At 62.8% G+C, this 17,168-nt stretch carries 13 protein-coding genes; all 13 read left to right on the forward strand.

What is annotated here, in order from left to right:
* Window positions 1–28: 28 nt before the first annotated feature.
* The gene (locus CV013_RS14015) at window positions 29–1,696 is read left to right on the forward strand and encodes a peptidoglycan D,D-transpeptidase FtsI family protein (protein ID WP_102156343.1); all 1,668 of its coding nucleotides are present in this window, start codon (window positions 29–31) and stop codon (window positions 1,694–1,696) included.
* A complete protein-coding gene (locus tag CV013_RS14020) occupies window positions 1,693–3,156 on the forward strand; it encodes a UDP-N-acetylmuramoyl-L-alanyl-D-glutamate--2,6-diaminopimelate ligase (RefSeq protein ID WP_102156324.1) in 1,464 nt (487 codons plus the stop codon). Before CV013_RS14015 ends, CV013_RS14020 begins: the two co-directional genes overlap by 4 nt.
* Window positions 3,153–4,625, forward strand: a complete 1,473-nt coding sequence (locus tag CV013_RS14025) for a UDP-N-acetylmuramoyl-tripeptide--D-alanyl-D-alanine ligase (protein WP_102156325.1) — start codon at window positions 3,153–3,155, stop codon at window positions 4,623–4,625. Before CV013_RS14020 ends, CV013_RS14025 begins: the two co-directional genes overlap by 4 nt.
* The gene (gene mraY / locus CV013_RS14030) at window positions 4,625–5,695 is read left to right on the forward strand and encodes a phospho-N-acetylmuramoyl-pentapeptide-transferase (RefSeq protein ID WP_102156326.1); all 1,071 of its coding nucleotides are present in this window, start codon (window positions 4,625–4,627) and stop codon (window positions 5,693–5,695) included. Before CV013_RS14025 ends, mraY begins: the two co-directional genes overlap by 1 nt.
* Window positions 5,696–5,747: 52 nt before the next feature.
* On the forward strand, window positions 5,748–7,094 hold the full coding sequence (murD, locus tag CV013_RS14035) for a UDP-N-acetylmuramoyl-L-alanine--D-glutamate ligase (protein WP_102156344.1): 1,347 nt from the start codon (window positions 5,748–5,750) through the stop codon (window positions 7,092–7,094).
* The gene (locus CV013_RS14040; RefSeq protein WP_102156327.1) at window positions 7,091–8,338 is read left to right on the forward strand and encodes an FtsW/RodA/SpoVE family cell cycle protein; all 1,248 of its coding nucleotides are present in this window, start codon (window positions 7,091–7,093) and stop codon (window positions 8,336–8,338) included. Before murD ends, CV013_RS14040 begins: the two co-directional genes overlap by 4 nt.
* The gene (gene murG / locus CV013_RS14045; RefSeq protein WP_102156328.1) at window positions 8,335–9,531 is read left to right on the forward strand and encodes an undecaprenyldiphospho-muramoylpentapeptide beta-N-acetylglucosaminyltransferase; all 1,197 of its coding nucleotides are present in this window, start codon (window positions 8,335–8,337) and stop codon (window positions 9,529–9,531) included. The genes CV013_RS14040 and murG overlap by 4 nt, the downstream gene beginning before the upstream one ends.
* Window positions 9,528–10,949 (forward strand): UDP-N-acetylmuramate--L-alanine ligase, encoded by a 1,422-nt coding sequence (gene murC / locus CV013_RS14050; protein ID WP_102156329.1) that lies wholly within the window; start codon window positions 9,528–9,530, stop codon window positions 10,947–10,949. The genes murG and murC overlap by 4 nt, the downstream gene beginning before the upstream one ends.
* Window positions 10,946–11,914, forward strand: coding sequence for a UDP-N-acetylmuramate dehydrogenase (gene murB / locus CV013_RS14055; RefSeq protein ID WP_102156330.1), 969 nt, complete (start codon window positions 10,946–10,948; stop codon window positions 11,912–11,914). Before murC ends, murB begins: the two co-directional genes overlap by 4 nt.
* Window positions 11,911–12,891: a D-alanine--D-alanine ligase gene (locus CV013_RS14060; RefSeq protein WP_102156331.1), complete on the forward strand. Its 981-nt coding sequence runs from the start codon at window positions 11,911–11,913 to the stop codon at window positions 12,889–12,891. Before murB ends, CV013_RS14060 begins: the two co-directional genes overlap by 4 nt.
* Complete coding sequence (locus CV013_RS14065; protein WP_102156332.1) at window positions 12,884–13,795, forward strand: cell division protein FtsQ/DivIB; 912 nt, start codon at window positions 12,884–12,886, stop codon at window positions 13,793–13,795. The genes CV013_RS14060 and CV013_RS14065 overlap by 8 nt, the downstream gene beginning before the upstream one ends.
* Window positions 13,795–15,078, forward strand: coding sequence for a cell division protein FtsA (gene ftsA, locus CV013_RS14070; protein WP_102156333.1), 1,284 nt, complete (start codon window positions 13,795–13,797; stop codon window positions 15,076–15,078). Before CV013_RS14065 ends, ftsA begins: the two co-directional genes overlap by 1 nt.
* Before the next feature lie 161 nt (window positions 15,079–15,239).
* The gene (gene ftsZ, locus CV013_RS14075; protein ID WP_102156334.1) at window positions 15,240–16,871 is read left to right on the forward strand and encodes a cell division protein FtsZ; all 1,632 of its coding nucleotides are present in this window, start codon (window positions 15,240–15,242) and stop codon (window positions 16,869–16,871) included.
* The last annotated feature ends 297 nt before the right edge of the window (window positions 16,872–17,168 follow it).

A 17,168-nucleotide genomic window follows, 5' to 3' on the forward strand; every position in this document is an offset into this window, starting at 1 on the left:
CTCGTCTGGCCGGGTCCGGCTGGTGACGATGCGGCGGCAGTCCCTGACTGTCGCCCGTATTCGTTTACTGGTCGTGGCAATGATGTTCGGCGCTGTAGCGCTGGCGGCGGTGATGCGGATCGGGTTTCTGGGGCTGGCCGACCGGTCGGTAGTAACCGAAACGCTCAGCGAAGCGTTGTTGCCGCCGCGAGGCGAGATCACCGACCGCAACGGACAGCCGCTGGCGCGCGCGTTTCCGGCATTTGCGCTGTGGTACAACCCGGCTGCGCTTAATGGCGGCAGCCCGCTCGTCAAAACGCCGCAGGAAGTGGCGCGGGAACTGGTGTCGATTTTCCCCGACATGGATGAAAGCGAAGTGGCTGCGAAGCTGACGTCGGGGCGTGCCGGATATTTGCGCCGCCGTGTCCTGCCGGAAGAAGCCAACAAAGTGCTCGCCATCGGTGAGCTCGCACTCGAAATGCCGAAAGAGAATTCACGCCATTATCCGCAAGGGTCGATGGGCGCACACGTTCTCGGCTATGTCGGGGCCAATGGCCACGGTCATGTCGGTATGGAAGAAGTGCTCGATAAGCGACTGCTCGATCCGGCACAGCGGGGCAAGCCTGTGGCGCTGTCGGTCGATGCACGGGTGCAGGGCGCGCTGGAAGATGAGCTGAATCGCGGTATGCGCGCGGTCGATGCGAAGGGCGCGGCCGGGATCGTCCTCGATGTCGATACCGGGGAAGTGCTCGCACTTGCCTCGTTGCCCGAATTCAACCCCAACAAGATCGATCAGGCGGGCGTGGACAACATGTTCAACCGCGTGACCAATCAGGTTTACGAACTGGGTTCGACATTCAAACCGATCACCGTGGCCAGTGCAATCGATGCGGGCGTAGTGCGCGATTTCGGTAAGCAATACGATGCCTCGCCAATCAAAGTCGGGCGTTTCACGATCAAAGACAGCCACGCGATGGGCGCAACGCTCAACGTGCCGGAAACGCTGATCCATTCGTCTAACACTGTGTCCGCCCGGATCGCCGATGAACTGGGGTCGGAACGTCTGCGCCAGACGATGATCGATCTGGGGATGAACGAACGCCCGTTTATTGAACTACCTGCGCGCGGTTTCCCGATCTGGCCGGGCAAGAAGTGGCCGCGTTTGCGGACGATGACGGTTGGTTTCGGACACGGCATCGCAGTAACGCCGCTGCACCTCGCCAGCGCCTATGCGGCGCTGGTCAACGGCGGGATCTGGCGCCCGGCAACTCTGTATAAGGTGGAGCCGGGCCATGCTGTGCGCGGTCGCCGCGTGTTCAAGGCCAGCACCAGCTCGCGGATGCGTCAACTGCTGCGGATGATTGCGGTCTATGGCACTGGTCGTAATGCTAACGCACCCGGCTTCCGAGTGGGCGGCAAGACAGGCTCGGCGGAAAAACCGGGTGCCCATGGCTATCGTAAAACCGCCGTGGTTTCGACCTTTGCATCGGCCTTCCCGATGGATCGTCCGCGCTATGTCGTGATCGCCATGCTCGACGAACCCAAGGGCACGACAGCCAGCAGTTTCCAGCGCACTGCCGCATGGAATGCTGCGCCGATTGTCGGGCGACTGGTCCCGCGTATCGGGCCTATGCTGGGCATCAACCCCGACAATACGCGCGATGTCGATCTGTCGGACCTCGCCCCGCTGGTGCCCAAAACCGGAGGAAGCGAATGAAGCTGGCGACTCTCCTTGCCGATACTGGCTTGAGTGCCAACGTCGATGCGACGGTTACGGGTTTCGCCATCGACAATCGCAAGGTTGCGCGCGGCACTGTGTTTGGCGCGTTTCAGGGTGCCAAAGTCAACGGGGAGGACTTCATCCCCGCGGCAATTGCTGCCGGTGCGGTTGCTGTGGTCGCCCGGCCTGAAGCGAAGGTGGAAGGAGCGCTGCATATTGCCAGCGACAACCCGCGCCGCGCATTTGCCTTGCTGGCTGCACGTTTCTTCCAGCCTGTGCCGCAGGCCATTGTCGCGGTGACGGGAACAAACGGCAAAACCTCCACCGTGGAAATGACCCGCCAGTTGTGGCGTATGGCTGGGTTCAGTGCGGCATCGATTGGCACTCTGGGGGTTACGACCCCTGATGGGAGCGTTTCCACCGGGCTGACTACGCCCGATATCGTCACGTTCCTGTCCAACATGACCGGGCTGGCGCGCGAGGGTGTTTCGCATGTCGCTTACGAAGCGTCGAGCCATGGTCTGTCGCAATATCGCAACGAAGGCCTGCGGGTCGCCGCCGGTGCCTTCACCAATTTCAGCCGCGATCACCTCGATTACCACGCGACGATGGACGAATATTTCGCTGCCAAGATGCGGCTGTTCGACGAAGTGGTGATGGATAGTGGCACGGCCGTTATCTGGCAGGGCGGGGATAGCTGGTCCGCCCGCGCCGGAGAGCACGCACGCGCACGGGGGTTGCGTGTGCTGGCAGTGGGCGAGCAGGCAGAGGGGATCCGCCTGCTCGCCCGCACTCCCACCGAACTGGGTCAGGAACTGCATCTCGAATTCGATGGAGCTGAGCGCAAAGTCGTGTTGCCATTGATCGGTGCCTATCAGGCGGCCAACGCGCTTGTGTCAGCTGGACTTGTGATCGCGACCGGCGGCGATCCGGCGGCGACCTTCGATGCTCTTTCGCGGTTGCAGCCGGTTCGCGGGCGTCTGGAGCGAGCCGCGATCAATCGCGCAGGCGCGCCGGTCTATGTCGATTATGCCCACACCCCCGATGCGCTGGATGCTGCGATCGACGCATTACGCCCACACGTGGAAAAACGCCTTCTGGTGGTGTTCGGAGCGGGTGGAGATCGCGATAAGGGCAAACGGGCCGAGATGGGCCGGGTCGCTAGCCAGAAAGCAGATGTTGTGATTGTTACCGATGATAACCCCCGCGGGGAAGATCCGGCGGACATCCGTCGCGCGGTGATGTCGGGCACCAGCGGGGCGCAGGATATTGGAGATCGCCGTGCGGCCATCGCCGCGGCCATCGACATGGCGGGCAGCGGGGACATTGTCCTCGTCGCAGGCAAAGGTCACGAACAGGGGCAAATCGTGGGAGCCGGGGAAGATATGCGCGTATTGCCGTTCGACGATGTAACTGTGGCGCGCGAATGCGCCGCTGGACAGGGATCCGGGGCATGAGCGTGAATCGCGCAATCCTGTCATGGCCGCGAGAGAAACGCGACCGTTTCGCGCTGGCGCTGTGGGATGCCGATGCGATTGCAGCGGCGACCGGCGGAAAGGCCAGCGGCGCGTTTCAGGTGTCCGGGGTAGAAATCGATTCCCGCGATGTGCGCTCTGGCGATCTGTTCGTTGCGCTGAAAGGTGAAACGACAGACGGGCATCGCTTTCTGGCCAAGGCATTTGCCAACGGTGCCGCTGCCGCACTGGTGAGTGAGCCGATCGACTGGCCGCATATTCTGGTGAAAGACACGACCGCTGCGCTGGAATCTCTCGCAGCCGCAGCACGCGACCGTGCGGATGCGTTGCGGATCGCGGTGACAGGCTCTGTCGGCAAGACCGGCGTGAAAGAAGCGATCTTCGCTGCGCTAGACCGCAGCAGCCGTGGGGCGGCGCACCGCTCTGTGCGGAGCTACAACAATCATGTTGGCGTCCCACTCAGTCTGGCGCGGATGCCGGGGCGCAGCCAGTTTGGCATCTTCGAAATGGGGATGAACCACGCAGGCGAAATTGCTGCGCTGACCGTGCAGGTGCGCCCGCATGTCGCGGTGGTTACGACAATTGCGCCAGCGCATATCGAAAACCTCGGCAGTGAAGAGGCGATTGCCGATGCCAAGGGCGAGGTATTTGGCGGTCTGATGCCAGGTGGCACGGCGGTCATTCCGGCTGACAGTCCGCATTTCGAGCGTTTGAAAGCGCATGCCGTGGCGGCAGGGGCGACGGTGATCGGCTTCGGCCGCAGCGCCAGTGCCGATGCCCGATTGCTTGACGCTATTCCCAGCGCCAATGGCGGCGCGCTGGTGACAGCGGATATTTGCGGTACGCGCCTGTGCTTTACCGTGGCAGAGCCGGGGGATCACTGGATTTCCAATGCGCTGGCGGTGATGGCGGCGGTTAAGGCGGCAGGCGGCGATCTGGGGTCGGCCGGCCTTGCGCTGGCCGAAATGGGTGGCCTGAAAGGGCGCGGTGCGCGCCACCGGATCGCTGCGCCGGGTGGCTACGCGTTGTTGATAGACGAAAGTTACAACGCGAACCCTGCATCGATGCGAGCGACTTTGCGCCAGTTGGGGCAAACACCCGCTACGCGCCGGATTGCCGTTCTTGGCAGCATGAAAGAACTGGGCGATTTCGGGCCCGGTTTCCATACGCAACTGGCTGAACCGCTGGTGGAGGCGCAGGTCGATTATGTTGTTCTGGTTGGTGAAGAGATGACGGCGCTGGCACGCGAACTGGGGAAACCGGGCGGCGCTCCGCTTGCCGCCGGACTCGGCTTCGCGCATTGCGATGGTCCAGGCGAAGCCATTGGCGCGCTCGAAGAATTCGGGCTTGCTGCTGGAGACGCGGTCCTCGTCAAAGGTTCGAATTCGGTCGGGCTTGGGCGGGTCGTCGCTCACTTCGTCGACCGTGGGACACTGGGCCGGGAAGGCTGATGCTCTATCTGATTGCCGAATGGTTGCATTTCGAGGGCGTACTTAACCTCATACGCTACCAGACATTTCGCTCGGGCGCCGTCCTGCTTACAGCTCTGATGATCGGCTTGCTGATCGGGCCGCGCTTCATCGATATGCTGCGGGTGCGGCAGGGTAAGGGGCAGCCGATCCGCGAAGACGGTCCGCAAACGCACCTTGCCAAGCGTGGTACGCCCACGATGGGCGGGCTGATGATCCTCATTTCGCTGACGATTTCACTGCTGCTTTGGATGGATCTGAGGAATCCGTTCGTATGGGCTTGTTTCGCAGTGACTATCGGTTTCGGCGTAATCGGTTTTATGGACGATTACGACAAAGTGTCGAAGGCCAGTCACAAGGGCGTATCGGGCAAGGTCCGCCTTCTGCTCGAATTCATCGTTGCAGGGATCGCGTCGTGGATCATCGTCGGGCAGATCAACACCGTGCTCTACGTGCCGTTCATGATGCAGGCGGGGATTCCGCTTGGCCCGGCGTATTATGTGTTTGCCGCTGTGGTGATTGTTGGCGCAGGCAACGCTGTGAACCTGACCGACGGGCTGGACGGGCTGGCGACAATGCCGGTGATTATCGCTTCCGGCACCTTCGCAATCATCGCTTATCTGGCAGGACGCGAAGACTTTTCCGCGTATCTCGGCATTCCGCATGTGCCCGGCGCGGGCGAACTGGCGATTTTCTGTGCGGCGATCATGGGCGCGGGGCTGGCGTTTTTGTGGTTCAATGCCCCACCGGCGGCGGTGTTCATGGGCGATACCGGCAGCCTTGCATTGGGCGGTGCGCTGGGCGCGATTGCTGTGGCGAGCCATCATGAAATCGTGCTGGCGATTGTCGGCGGGCTGTTCGTATTCGAAGCGCTGTCGGTCATCATTCAGGTGTTCTGGTTTAAGCGAACCGGGAAGCGGGTGTTCCGCATGGCTCCGATACACCATCATTTCGAGCAGTTGGGGTGGAAAGAATCCACTGTCGTGATCCGGTTCTGGATCATTTCCATCGTCCTTGCGCTGCTGGGTCTGGCGACACTGAAGCTGCGATGACACGGGCGGATCATATCCCTCCGTGCGCCCCGGCACAGACGGGGGGATGCGCGTGATAACGTCTTCCGCCTTCCGGGGTAAGCGTTACGCGGTGCTCGGCCTTGCGCGGTCGGGTCTGGCGACGGTCGATGCGCTGCTGGCCAGCGGAGCGCAGGTCGTCGCGTGGGACCGGCAGGAAAATGCGCGCGCGCTGGTGGAAGGGCGCGCCGAAATGGGCGATCCGCTGGAAATCGATCTTTCGGGCTTCGATGCTATCGTGGTGTCGCCCGGTGTGCCGCTCAACACGCACCCCATTGCTGGCCGGGCCGCTCAGTTCGGGGTGCCGCTTATCGGGGATATCGAACTGTTCGCGCAGGCGCGCGCCGATCTGCCGCCGCACAGCATTGTCGGCATCACCGGCACCAACGGCAAGAGCACGACCACCGCGCTGATCCACCACATCCTGCAAACCGCTGGTGTGCCGAGCGCTATGGGCGGCAATATCGGCCTGCCGATCATGGGGCAGGAGCCGTTGCCGGAAGGTGGCGTCTATGTGCTCGAACTGTCGAGTTACCAGATCGATCTGACGCAGAACCTCGATTGCGATGTAGCTGTGTTGTTGAACATTTCGCCCGATCACCTTGATCGGTACGAGAGTTTCGACGCCTATGCCGCCAGCAAGGCACGCCTGTTTGAAATGCAGTCGGCCGACAATTATGCCGTGGTCGAATCTGCCGCCGAGGATGAGCTCGATGTCCTCGGCAATGCAAAGACAGACGTCTTCATCCCGATCGACGATGTCGAACTGATCGGCGCACAGACCGACTGGCCATCGCTGCAAGGCCCGCACAATCTGCAAAACGCACAGGCGGCGATTGCTGTCGCGCGCTGTCTCGGTGTTGCCGATGTAAAAATCGGTGAAGCGCTCGGCAGCTTCAAAGGCCTGCCTCATCGCATGGAGCGGGCCGGCACGCATAACGGCGTGCTGTTCATCAACGACAGCAAAGCGACCAACACCGATTCCACCGCTCCCGCTCTGGCGGCCTACCCGCCAGAGGCAAACGGGCCGCGCATTCACTGGATCGTTGGCGGATTGCCCAAGGAAGATGGGCTGGGTGCGTGCGAGCCACATGTCGGCAATGTCGCCGTCGCGTACACGATTGGCGAGGCAGGGCCGCGCTTTGCCGAATTGCTCGACGGGCGGGTTCAGGTGGAACGGGCGGAGATGTTGTGCGAAGCGGTCAGCCGCGCCATCGCCAATGCGCGGCCGGGCGATGTGGTCCTGTTCAGCCCTGCCTGTGCCAGCTTCGACCAGTTCAAGGATTACGAGCAGCGCGGCGAACGCTTCCGCCAGTTCGTGGATGCTTTGACAAGCGATACGCAGGGCGATGATCCGTGTGGGCGGGGAGGTGCGGCATGAGCCAGTCCCAGCCATATATTCCGCGCGCGGGCAGAAGCCCCGCGAATGAGCCACGCTTTCGCACCACGCGCATCGGCGAACTCAAGATCTGGTGGCGCGAGATCGACCGGGTGCTGCTGTTTCTCATCCTTGCGATGATGGCGATCGGCACTGCCGCCGTTGCTGCGGCCAGCCCTGCCAGCGCGCATCGTCTGTCGACCTCCAAGATCACGTTGCCCGATCTCTATTTCTATTGGGCGCACGTGCGCTGGCAGGCGGTCGGGCTGATCGTCATGTTCGCCGCGTCCACCCTCAGCCGGAACAATGCCCGCCGCGTGGGTATCGTGCTGGCGGCTACGATGCTGTTTTTCCTGATGCTTGTCCCTGTGATCGGTAGCGAGGTGAACGGCGCAAAACGCTGGATCAACCTCGGCATCGGGTTTCAACCGTCGGAATTCCTCAAACCCGGTTTTGCGATACTACTGGCGTGGATCGTCAGTTGGCGGATGCGCGATCCCGACATGCCGGTGCTGGCGATCATAACCGGTATCATGGGGCTGGTCGCTGCGCTGATGATGATGCAGCCCGATCTGGGCGGCACGATTCTGTTTGGCGGCGTGTGGTTCGTTATCATCCTGCTCGCCGGCATCCAGTTGCAGAGGGTCGGTATGCTGGCCGGTGCGGGGCTGGTGCTGCTGACGGCGACGTATTTCCTGTACGATAATGCGCGCCATCGCATCGATTCCTTCTTCGGCGGCGGCACCGCTTTCGATCAGGTCGATCTGGCGCAGCGTACTCTGATGGCCGGGGGCTGGACCGGCAGCGGGTTGTGGCTGGGTGTCCGCAAGATGACGCTGCCGGAAGCGCATACCGACTATATCTTCTCGGTGATCGGGGAAGAATTCGGCCTGCTGGTCTGTGCGTTGATCGTTGTGCTCTATCTCGCCATCGTGATCCGCGTGCTGACCCGTCTGGTGGATGAAGACGATCTGTTTTCGATGCTGGCAGGGGCCGGGCTGGTGACGCAGATCGGCGGACAGGCGTTCATCAATATTCTGGTGAACCTGCAATTATTCCCGTCGAAAGGGATGACTTTGCCGTTGGTCAGCTATGGCGGGTCGTCGACCATTGCGGTATGTCTGGCGGTCGGGTTGCTGTTGGCGCTGACGCGGCGCAACCCCTATCTCGACCGGGGAACACCCGGACTGAAAGATCTGATTACACAGAATATGCAGGGTCAGAACGCAAAGGGAACCCGGCCATGACCGGCGCTTCACGCCATTTCGTACTCGCTGCCGGGGGCACCGGCGGGCATCTCATCCCCGCCTTCGCATTGGCGGCGGAGCTTGACCGGCGCGGCCACCACGTCGCGCTGGTGACCGACAAGCGCGGGGCGGAGCTGCCGGGTAAACCCGACTTCCTGCCAGCGCATGTTCTGCCTGCCGGTCGTTTCGGCAAGAACCCGCTGCATTGGCCCGGCGGTATCAAGGCGGTGCTAGACGGGCGGCGGATGGCGATGCAGCTGTTCGAAACCTTCGGGCCCTCGGCAGTGGTGGGTTTCGGCGGCTATCCTTCGCTGCCTGCACTGCTTGGCGCTGTGGCGGCGGATATTCCGGCGGTGATCCATGAACAGAACGCAGTGCTGGGGCGGGTCAATCGCCTGCTGGCCGGAAAAGTGCAGGCTATCGCAACCGCTTATCCCGATGTGCAGCGGCTGAAGCCTTCGCTGGCGGACAAAGTCCATCTGGTGGGCAATCCGGTGCGTGCCGAGGTGCTGGGCCTACGCGATCAGCCGTTCCCCGCCTTCACCGAAGACGGCATCCTGCGTGTGCTGGTGACCGGCGGCAGTCAGGGTGCGCGGGTGTTGAGCGAAGTCGTGCCCGATGGGCTGGCGATGCTGCAACCGGCCTTGCGGCAGCGTTTGCAGGTGACGCAGCAGTGCCGCCCGGAAGACATCGACGCGGTGCGGGCGCGCTATCGCGGGCACGATATCCCCGCGGAACTGGGCACTTACTTCGAAGATATGGCCACCCGACTGGCAGACGCGCATTTGTTTATCGGGCGCGCAGGCGCATCGACGATTGCCGAACTGACCGCGGTGGGTCGCCCGGCGATCCTCGTCCCGCTGCCGATTGCGACGGACGATCATCAGGCGGCGAATACGCAGGAACTGGTGAAGGCTGGCGGCGCGCGGATGATCCGGCAGGCGGGGTTCACGCCCAAGCAGCTCGCCAAGCAGATTCAGGTTATGGCTCAACATCCTGAGACGCTGGCCACCGCGGCCCATGCGGCATGGAATTGCGGGCGGCCCAAGGCGGTGCAGGATCTGGCCGATCTCGTCGAAAGCTTCGGCGGCGTTGATTTAATGGATGTAATTCGCGTTGGCGCAAACAATGCGCGCGGCGCTTCGCAAGGCGAAGCTGCCAGCCAGGGCGCGGCAAAGGACAGTGTAGTATGAAGGGCGTGGGTACGGACATCGGCACGATCCATTTCGTCGGCATCGGCGGGATCGGCATGTCGGGCATCGCCGAAGTGATGAAAAACCTTGGTTATTCAGTGCAAGGTTCCGACCTCGCCGAAGGGCCGAGTGTTGAGCGGTTGCGCGCGCGTGGGATCGAAGTGAAGATCGGGCAGGCCGCTGAAAACGTCGAAGGCGCAGCGGTTGTGGTCACCTCCACCGCCGTAAAAAGGACGAATCCCGAAGTAGTTGCGGCGCTGGAAAACCGCATCCCAGTGGTGCGGCGGGCGGAAATGCTGGCCGAATTGATGCGGTTGAAGAACACCGTCGCTGTGGCTGGCACCCATGGCAAGACGACCACGACCAGCATGGTTGCCGCGCTGTTGGATGCCGGGAACGTCGATCCCACTGTAATCAATGGCGGAATTATCGAGCAGTACGGTTCGAACGCGCGCCTGGGCGACAGCGACTGGATGGTCGTGGAGGCGGACGAGAGCGATGGCAGCTTTCTGAGGCTGGATGGCACCATCGCAGTTGTCACTAATATAGACCCGGAACACCTTGATCATTATGGAGATTTTGACGGAGTGCGCCGCGCTTTCGTCGAATTTATCCATAACGTACCCTTTTATGGAGCCGCAGTGCTCTGTATTGATCACACAGAAGTGCAGGCAGTGATCGGCAAAGTGCGTGACCGGCGTGTGGTGACCTATGGGTTCTCTCCGCAAGCCGATATTTGCGCCACCGATGTCCGGCCCGAAGCGGGCGGCAATGTCTTCAACGTCACAGTGCGGCAGCGCGGGGCGGAAGACCGTGTGATCGAAAATGTCCGGCTGCCGATGCCGGGCAGGCACAATGTGCAGAACGCGCTGGCGGCGATTGCGGTCGCGCTGGAGCTGAATTGCGATGACGATGTGATCCGCACCGGTTTCGCGCAGTTCGGCGGGGTGCGGCGGCGCTTCACGAAAGTGGGCACCGTCGATGGCGCGACAGTGATCGACGATTACGCGCACCATCCGGTGGAAATCCGCGCTGTGCTGGCCGCGGCGCGGGAAAGCGTGACCGGCGCAGGCGAAGGGCGGGTGATCGCTGTGGCGCAGCCCCACCGTTATACCCGGCTGCGCGATCTGATGGAGGAATTCCAGAACGCCTTCAACGAAGCCGATCTGGTCTATGCCACGCCGGTCTATGCAGCGGGCGAAGATCCGATCGAAGGGATCGATTCCGCCGCGCTGGTCGCGGGCCTTAAATCGCACGGCCACCGTTCGGCGGCGCAAGTCGCGGATCGGGACGAGCTGGCGAAAGTTCTGGCCGAAGAAGCGCAGGCGGGCGATCTGGTGGTCTGCCTCGGCGCGGGGGACATCACTCGCTGGGCAGCGGGCCTTGCCGATGCCATCGCGGCGGAGCGGGCGGCATGACGCGGCAGCCAGACGACTGGGCCATGCACGATGACGGCAGCGCACCTACCGCCGAAGTGGACGAAACCGTCACCACCCCGTTCGACGCGCAAGGGCTACGCGGGAAACTGACCGCCAACGCTCCGCTGGCACCGCTGGTGTGGTTCAAGACCGGCGGCAATGCCGACTGGCTGTATGAACCCGCCGATCTGGAAGACCTGCGCGAATTTCTCGCCCGGCTCGACGGCACGATGCCGGTGATGGCGCTGGGCCTCGGTTCCAACCTGATCGTGCGCGACGGCGGAGTGCCGGGGGTCGTGATCCGGCTGGGCAAGGCATTCTCGACGGTCGATGCGCGGCGCGACATGGTGCTGGAATGCGGCGGCGGGGCCAGCGGCATTCTCGTGTCGTCTCGTGCGCGCGATGCGGGCGTGGCGGGGGTGGAATTCCTGCGCGGCATCCCCGGCACGGTCGGCGGGTTCGTGCGGATGAACGGCGGCGCTTATGGCCGCGAAGTGGCAGACGTGCTGGTCGATTGCGATGTCGTTCTGCCCGAAGGGGAATTCGTCACGCTGCCCGCAGCGGACCTGCAATACACCTATCGCCACTCGGCTCTGCCCGATGGGGCAGTGGTGGTATCCGCCCGGTTTCAGGGGCGCGAGGGCATTCCTGAAGAAATCGGGGCGGAGATGGATCGTATCGCCAATGCCCGCGAACAATCGCAACCGCTGCGGACCAAGACCGGTGGATCGACATTCAAGAACCCGCCGGGCGAGAAAGCCTGGCAACTGGTCGATGCCGCGGGTTGTCGCGGGATGACGAAGGGCGGCGCGCAAGTGAGCGAGAAGCATACCAATTTCCTGATCAACACCGGCAACGCCACCAGCGCCGATATCGAAGGGCTGGGCGAAGACGTGCGGCGCAAAGTGTATGCGGAAACCGGCATTACGCTGGAATGGGAAATTCAGCGGGTGGGCCGGCCATGAACATGGAACGCAAATATCACGTCGCGGTGCTGATGGGCGGCTGGGCCAACGAACGCCCGGTATCGCTGATGAGCGGCGAAGGCGTGGCCGATGCGCTGGAATCGCGCGGCCATCGCGTGACGCGGATCGATATGGACCGGCAGGTCGCCGCGCGCATTGCCGAGGCAGCGCCCGATGTCGTGTTCAACGCGCTGCATGGCGTTCCGGGCGAAGACGGCACAGTGCAGGGTATGCTCGATCTGATGGGTATCCCCTATACCCATTCGGGGCTGGCAACTTCGGTGATCGCAATCGACAAGGAACTGACCAAACAGGCGCTGGTGCCGCACGGCATCCCGATGCCGGGCGGGCGGATCGTCGATTGCGAGGAACTGCACCGCGCCGATCCGCTGGCGCGGCCTTATGTGCTGAAACCGGTCAACGAAGGCAGCTCCGTCGGGGTGGCCATCGTCACCGACGCCAGCAATTATGGCAATCCCATCCGCCGCGATGTGGCGGGGCCGTGGCAGGAATTCGACCGGCTGCTGGCCGAACCCTATATTCGCGGGCGCGAACTGACCACTGCGGTGATCGACGGGCCGGATGGCCCGCGCGCGCTGACCGTGACCGAACTGGTGCCCAAATCGGGCTTCTACGACTTCGACGCGAAGTACACCGATGGCATGACAGAGCATGTCTGTCCCGCGCAGATTCCTGCCGAAATCGCGGATCTGTGCATGGCCTATGCGGTGAAGGCGCACGAAGTGCTGGGTTGCAAGGGATGCAGCCGCACCGATTTCCGCTGGGACGACGAACGCGGCGAAGCGGGCCTGTTCGTGCTGGAAACCAATACCCAGCCGGGGATGACTCCGCTCAGCCTCGTGCCCGAACAGGCGCGCTATTGCGGGATGAGCTACGAAGATCTGGTGGAAGCGATCGTAGCCGAAGCGATGCGGGGTGTGGATTCATCGGGCGAAGGGGGAACCGCCGATGGCTGAGAAAATCGCGCGCAAGGGGCAGGGGGTGCGCCGCGCCGCCGCTGCCCGCAGCCGCGCCAATACCGCGCGCAAAGCGAAGGCAAAGACAACCGGCTTCATGGATGCAGCAGTCGCTGTGCTGCCGTTTACGGAGGAACAGCTTCACCGCGTGTTCCTGGCGATCATTCTGGGCGCCGCAGTGGCTTTGGCATGGTTTGTTGCCAGCCTTGCCGGATTGCCCGCGCTGGCACAGGCGCAGATCGCGTCGGTCGCCTCCGACGCGGGGTTCGAAGTGCGCCGGGTGACTGTCACCGGCGTCAAACGGATGAACGAGCTGAAGGTGTACGAACGCGCGCTGGGCGAGCGCGACCGGCCGATGCCGCTGGTCGATCTGGCGTCGCTGCGTCAGGAAATGCTCGAACTGCCGTGGGTTGCCGATGCGCGGGTCAGCCGCCAGTTACCCGATACGCTGCGGATCGATGTTGTCGAACGGGTGCCGGTGGCGGTGCTCAGGAAACCCGGTCGGCTGGTGCTGATCGACAATACCGGGCACGAACTCGAACCGATCAAACCCGCCAATGCCAAGGGCATGTTGCAGGTATCCGGCCCCGGTGCCGCCAAACAGGTTGCTGCGCTAGGCAAGCTGCTCGACACCGCGCCTGCGATCAAGCCGCAGGTGGCAGCGGCGGAATGGATCGGCAATCGCCGGTGGAATCTGACGTTCAAAACCGATCAGGTGCTGGCTTTGCCGCATGGCGAAGATGAAAGCGCGGGCGCGCTGGTTTCGTTCGCCCGGCTCGATGGTGTGAACCGCCTGCTGGGCGGCAAAGTGGCGACGTTCGATATGCGCGTGCCCGAACGGATTTACATGCGGGTGCCGGGGCGCACCGGCGATGTTACGCTCGACACCAAGGGGGGCGAGTGATGGGCCTGCCGCGGATCAGCAAGCTGTTCGGTGCGGTCAATGTCGGATCGTTCCGCATTTCCGCGATGATCATGGGGCAGTCCGAAACCGGGGAGATGATCGTTCTCGGTTCGGGCAATCGCGCCAGTCAGGGGATCAAGCGCGGCTATGTCACGGACATGGCTGCCGCGACATATGCCATTCGCGACGCGGTTGAGCGGGCGGAGAAAAACGCCGGAACCAATATCGAAAGCGTGTGGGTCGGCTGTTCGGGTGCCGGGCTGGGCAGCCGGGTGGCGAAAGTGGAAATCGATATCGGCGGGCGCCGCGTCGAAGAAGACGATATCGAACACCTGCTGGTGGCCGCGCGGGATTCGATCCAGTTCGATGCGCGCCGTGTGCTGCACGCGCAGCCGGCGCATTATACGCTGGACGGGGTGCACGGTGTCGCCAATCCACGGGGGCTTCATGCAGAGCGGCTGGGCGTGGATATCCATGTCATGCTGGCCGATGGCGCGCCGATCCGCAATCTGATCGAAGCGGTCCAGAACGCGCATCTTGAAGTGCACAGCGTAGTGGCCGCCCCGGTTGCCGCAGGCTATGCATGTCTCAGCCCGGAAGAGCGGGAGCTGGGCACCGCGCTGATCGAAATCGGCGGCGATGTGACGAACGTAGCGCTCTATGCCGGTGGTATGCTGATCGGGCTGACGGCGATCCCCTTCGGATCGTGCGACATCACCGATACCATCGCCAGCGCATTCGGCATTCGCCGGTTTCAGGCGCAGCGGCTCAAGTGCCGCTATGGCTCTGCCATCGCTTCGCCTGCCGATTACAAGGATATGATCCCGGTCAATGGCCCCGGCGAAGATGATGGCACTGCACCGCCAGTGCCCGGCGCGGACGATCGCAACACGATCCCGCGGGCCGAACTGGTTTCGGTTATCACCGGGCAGCTCGGCCAGTTAACCGCTCAGATCAATCAGGCGCTGAAGGAAATGGGCTTTGCCGGTGCGAAAGGCGGCCAGGTCGTGGTGACCGGCGGCGGGGCCGAACTGGCCGGGATCGCGGAATATATGCAAAGCGCGCTGGGTCGCCCGGTGCGGGTGGGCAAGCCGCCTGCGTTGCGCGGGCTGGGCGAAGCGAACGCAACCCCCGGGTTTTCCACGCTTGCCGGGCTGTGCCTCTATGCTTCGGAAGACCCGATGGACATCCGTTCGGTGGGCTCTTCTTACCAGATCAGCAGCAATTATTCCGGGCTTGCTGTGGTGCAGCGTGTCATTCGCGCGGTGAAAGAGTACTTTTAAAGGAGCAACATGTGGTAAATGGTCAATTATCGCATGAATAATGGTCACTAAGCCGTTAAGCGCTGTGGATAAGGTGCCCTGCGGGATGCACGCCTGAATCGCTTTGTGCCAAATTCGAACCAATAACTGCAACGACTGCCCGCCCTCTGGAGGGAAATGAAATGAGCATCAATATCGGCCCCCCTGCAACCGACGATCTGCGTCCCAAAATCACTGTAATCGGTGTGGGCGGGGCAGGCGGCAACGCTATCGCCAACATGATCGCCGCTGAAATCGAAGGTGTCGATTTCATCGTCGCCAATACCGACGCACAGGTACTGGCATCTTCCGGCGCGCAGACGCGCATTCAGCTTGGGCCGGAAATCACCGGCGGGCTGGGCGCAGGCGCGCGGCCCGAAGTGGGCAAGGCGGCGGCGGAAGAAACCGTGGCCGAAATCGAGGACGCACTCGAAGGCGTGAACATGTGCTTCATCGCCGCGGGCATGGGCGGCGGCACCGGCACCGGCGCAGCGCCCGTGATCGCGGAAGCGGCGCGGCGCAAGGGTGTGCTGACCGTCGGCGTCGTGACCAAGCCGTTTCTGTTCGAAGGAACGCGCCGGATGCGCGCGGCCGATGCCGGGATCGAAGAACTGCAGAAGCATGTCGATACCCTGATCGTCATCCCCAACCAGAACCTGTTCCTGATCGCCAAGGCGGAAACCACCTTCAAGGAAGCGTTCCAGCTTGCGGACGAAGTGCTGCAGCAGGGTGTTCGCTCGATCACCGATCTGATGGTCATGCCGGGCCTCATCAACCTCGACTTTGCCGACGTGCGTTCGGTGATGGAGGAAATGGGCAAGGCGATGATGGGCACCGGCGAAGGCGAAGGCGAAAACCGCGCGCTGGAAGCGGCCGAACGCGCCATCGCCAACCCGCTGCTCGACGGTGTCAGCATGGCCGGGGCCAAGGGCGTGATTATCTCGATCATCGGCGGCGAAGATATGAAGCTGCTCGAAGTCGACGAAGCCGCGAACCATATCCGCGAACTGGTGGACGAAGACGCGAACATCATCTGGGGTTCGGCATTCAATCCCGATCTCGATGGCAAGATCCGCGTTTCGGTCGTCGCGACCGGGATCGAAGGCGGTCAGGTCAGCCGTGCGGACGAAAACCGTTCGTTCTCGCTCGGCGGCGCACGTCCGCCCAAGCGGCCCGTGCTCGATCTGCCGGAAGACAACGTCGCCCCGGCGCCAGAACCCGTTCCTGCATCGGCACCCGTTGCAGCCACTCCGCCGGCGCCTGAGCCGGAGGCAGAGCCGCTCGATCTGGGCGGAATGGCTCAGGAAGACGAAGAGTATCAGGACGATGTGGATGACATCGTCGATCCGCTCGCCGGTCTGCGGAATGCGATGGCGGAAGAACCGGGCCCGCCGCCCGCTGCCAGTGGCGATTCCCATGCTGCCCCCCCTCCTGCACAGGACGAACTGCTGCTCGATGCCGACCGACTGGTCGAGCGCGATGCCCCGGTCACTCCGCCCGAAGACAACCGCCGTCGCGGTCTGCTGTCCGGCGGTGCCGATGGTGGTGCCGACGGAACTGCGCCCGCCAGCCGTGGTGGCGCGGCTCCCGGCGGTGCTGGTGCTGGCACCGGAGGCGCAAAGACAGGTGGCAGCACTCTGTTCGAACGGATGGCCAACCTTTCGCGCGGTTCCGGCCCCGCGGCAGGATCGCGCGATACCGAGGACGATGACGACGATGCGGATTCGGGATCGCTCTCGATTCCCCGCTTCCTCGGTCGCCAGAACAACCAGTAAGGGAACGCAATGGCCCGTTACGCGGTGGTTAGGCTCAGGACCCATTACCGGCACCGTTGAGGCGTCCAAATGGCGAACATATCAAGTCAAACTGCCCGCCGGGAAGGCTATCCGCCTTTCCAAGGGTGGTTTGACTTGAGATGGAAGCCATTTGGACGTCCCGAAGGGATTTGACCAAAATGGCCCATCGCGGCGTCAAAAGGACTTGAAATATTGACATATTCCTGCGCCCTTTTTTCTTGCGCTGAGCCATTTTGCTTCAAACCTCAATGGTGCCGGTAATGGGTCCTGAGCCTA

The sequence above is a fragment of the Tsuneonella flava genome, from assembly GCF_002870965.1.
Taxonomy (GTDB): Bacteria; Pseudomonadota; Alphaproteobacteria; order Sphingomonadales; family Sphingomonadaceae; genus Tsuneonella; species Tsuneonella flava.